This is a genomic window from Polaromonas sp. P3_C2 (assembly GCF_056402675.1).
In genome coordinates this window covers 1-2555 of the sequence record NZ_JBFUGX010000593.1, presented here as the reverse complement: position 1 = coordinate 2555, position 2555 = coordinate 1, and the positions used below count along the sequence as shown (strand labels likewise).

Sequence of the window (2555 nt, the reverse complement as noted above, 5' to 3'; positions counted from 1 at the left end):
CTGATGGGCCGTGTCCATGACTTGCAGGGTTTGGTGCGGGAACGCCTGGGCCGGCAAAAGAACACGGCGGCCCCGGCCACGCTGGCGGCGGCTTTACCAGCTTCGCAAGCCACAGCCGCCCTGCATGAAAAGTCGGTGCTGTGCGTGGGCGAGCAAGGCGCCGGCACCACCGCAGCCCGGCGTGTTGTTGAAATGGCTGGCGGGCACTTTTTGCACCATGCGGGTGACGACCTGCAGGACGCAGCCGCACTGGAGGCCAGCCTGGTCGCCGCCGACCTGGTGATCTGCCAGACCGGCTGCGTGAGCCACGACGCCTACTGGCGCGTGCAGGACCACTGCCGGCGCACCGGCAAGCAGTGTGTGCTGGTGGGCCAGCCGCAGGCCATGCAGTTTGTGCGCAGCCGGCAGGCGCCTGGCCTGCCAATCACTCCAGAAACCCAGAATATCAAGTCAAAAACGGCTCCAGCCCTTTAAGAGTTTGCGCGAGCAGCTATTGATTTAATAGCACCTCAGCAAGTTCTGCCGATGTCACTGCAACGCAAACTCACCGCCACGCGCAATCGCACGCTGGTAGGCGGGCCTGGCGTGGATGCGTGCCAGGAAATCCATCAGCCTGGGCCGGCTCTCGTTAAGCCCGCCGCGCGCGGCAGCCGCCTCCAGCGGAAAGCTCATCTGGATGTCTGCGCCGCTGAACTCGGCGCCGGCAAACCAGTCGCTCTGGCCCAATGACATTTCCAGGTAATCCAGGTGCTGGCGCAGTTGCGGCTCGATAAAGGTCTTCTTGACCTTGCCGGCGATGGCGCGGGCAATCGGCTTGACAAAAAACGGCATGGGAGAGTTCTCTACCTTGTCGAACACCAGCTTGAGGAGCAGCGGCGGCATGGCCGAGCCTTCGGCGTAGTGCAGCCAGTAGGTGTAGCGCAGGTGCGCAGGCGTGCCGGCCTCGGGCGCCAGGCGGCCGGCGCCGTAGCGCGCCACCAGGTATTCAATGATGGCGCCCGACTCGGCCAGCGTGAACTCACCATCCGTGATCACCGGCGACTTGCCCAGCGGATGCACCGCGCGCAGTGAAGGCGGCGCCAGCATGGTTTTAGGGTCGCGCTGGTAGCGCTGGATTTCATAAGACAGGCCCATCTCTTCCATCAGCCAGAGGATGCGTTGCGAGCGGGAATTGTTGAGGTGGTGCAGGGTGATCAAGGACGGCTCCATAAGACGGAAGCGCTGATGGTAGGCCATGGACTGCTGGCTTCAAGCCCCGGCGGCGACAGGAAGAAAACCTGAAAAGAGGACACGGGGGCACACCCAAACCTGACAGTCGGAAGTTTCAGGAACTTCTGGTTACAGCATGCACCAGCATGGCAGGCAGGCACGGCTTGCTCGGCACCAGAATCATGCATTTTGTACACAATATGGCCATAGATCGCATACAAAGCTGGCACAAGCCTTGCACAGAAGCTTGGCATGAACGCTCTTGCCAGCCCGCCCCCTGTCGCCATTGAAGCCATTGCGCTGACCAAACGGTACGCGCAGCAAGACAAGCCAGCGGTTGACGGCATCAACCTGCGCATTGCCAGCGGCAGCTACTGCTGCCTGCTCGGGCCTTCGGGCTGCGGCAAAAGCACCACGCTGCGCATGATGGCGGGCCACGAGTCCGTCACCAGCGGCGACATCCTGCTGGAAAACCGCAACATCACCGACCTGCCCGCCGCCGGCCGCGGCACGGCGATGATGTTCCAGAGCTTTGCGCTGTTTCCGCATCTTTCAGCGCTCGACAACGTGGCCTTCAGTTTGAAGATGAAAGGCGTGGACAAGGCGGCCCGCCGCCAGCAGGCCAAAGACTTGCTGGAGCGGGTGGCGATGGGCCACCTGGCCGAACGCAAGCCGGCCGAGCTTTCGGGCGGGCAGCAGCAGCGCGTGGCGCTGGCGCGCGCGTTGATCACGCAGCCGCGTGTGCTGCTGCTTGATGAGCCGCTGTCGGCGCTGGACCCTTTCCTGCGCATCCAGATGCGCGCCGAGCTGCGGCGCTGGCAAAAAGAGCTGGGGCTCACCTTTATCCACGTTACGCACTCGCAGGAAGAGGCGATGGCGCTGGCCGACACCATGGTGGTGATGAACCACGGGCTGATCGAGCAGGTGGGCTCGCCGCACGAAATCTACAACCGTCCCGCGAGTGAGTTTGTGGCGCGCTTCATGGGTGGGCACAACGTGCTCGACACGCCCACCGGCAAGATAGGCGTGCGCACCGACCACATGCAGATCACCCCGGCCGGCGATGCCGCGCCTGACGCGCCGCACAACCGGCGCGCCGTGGTGACCGACGTCGAATACCAGGGCCCGTATGTGCTGTTGGGCCTGCAGAACCCGGGCGTTTCACCGACGGCCCACAGCACCGCCGAGTTGTCGGTGATGGTGCCGGAGGCGGCGTTTGCGGCCCGGCCTTATGCGCCGGGCGACAGCGTGCAACTGTCATGGGCGCCCGAAGCGGCGCACACGCTGCAGGCCGCCCCTCCTGCCGTCATTAGTGCCTGATCCGTAAGGCTCACAGAAATACAGAT

Annotated in this window: 3 protein-coding genes; 2 read left to right on the top strand and 1 reads right to left on the bottom strand. The window is 63.9% G+C overall.

All coding sequences use genetic code 11. The annotated features are described in order from the left end of the window. Nucleotides 1-474: DUF2325 domain-containing protein (locus AC1DWI_RS19465; protein WP_477725496.1), on the top strand; the 474-nt coding region annotated here is incomplete at its 5' end. Between the two features lie 54 nt (nt 475-528). Here the strand turns inward: AC1DWI_RS19465 and AC1DWI_RS19460 are convergent. Continuing rightward, complete coding sequence (locus tag AC1DWI_RS19460) at nt 529-1197, bottom strand: glutathione S-transferase (protein WP_477669733.1); 669 nt, start codon at nt 1195-1197, stop codon at nt 529-531. Between the two features lie 264 nt (nt 1198-1461). On the opposite strand from AC1DWI_RS19460, the gene AC1DWI_RS19455 reads away from it, so the two are divergent. Then, nucleotides 1462-2529, top strand: coding sequence for an ABC transporter ATP-binding protein (locus tag AC1DWI_RS19455; RefSeq protein WP_477669734.1), 1068 nt, complete (start codon nt 1462-1464; stop codon nt 2527-2529). Nucleotides 2530-2555: the final 26 nt, after the last annotated feature.

Coding starts and splice junctions, on each gene's coding strand:
- AC1DWI_RS19455 (WP_477669734.1), top strand. CDS start 1,462: ATGAACGCTCTTGCCAGCCCGCCCCCTGTCGCCATTGAAGCCATTGCG.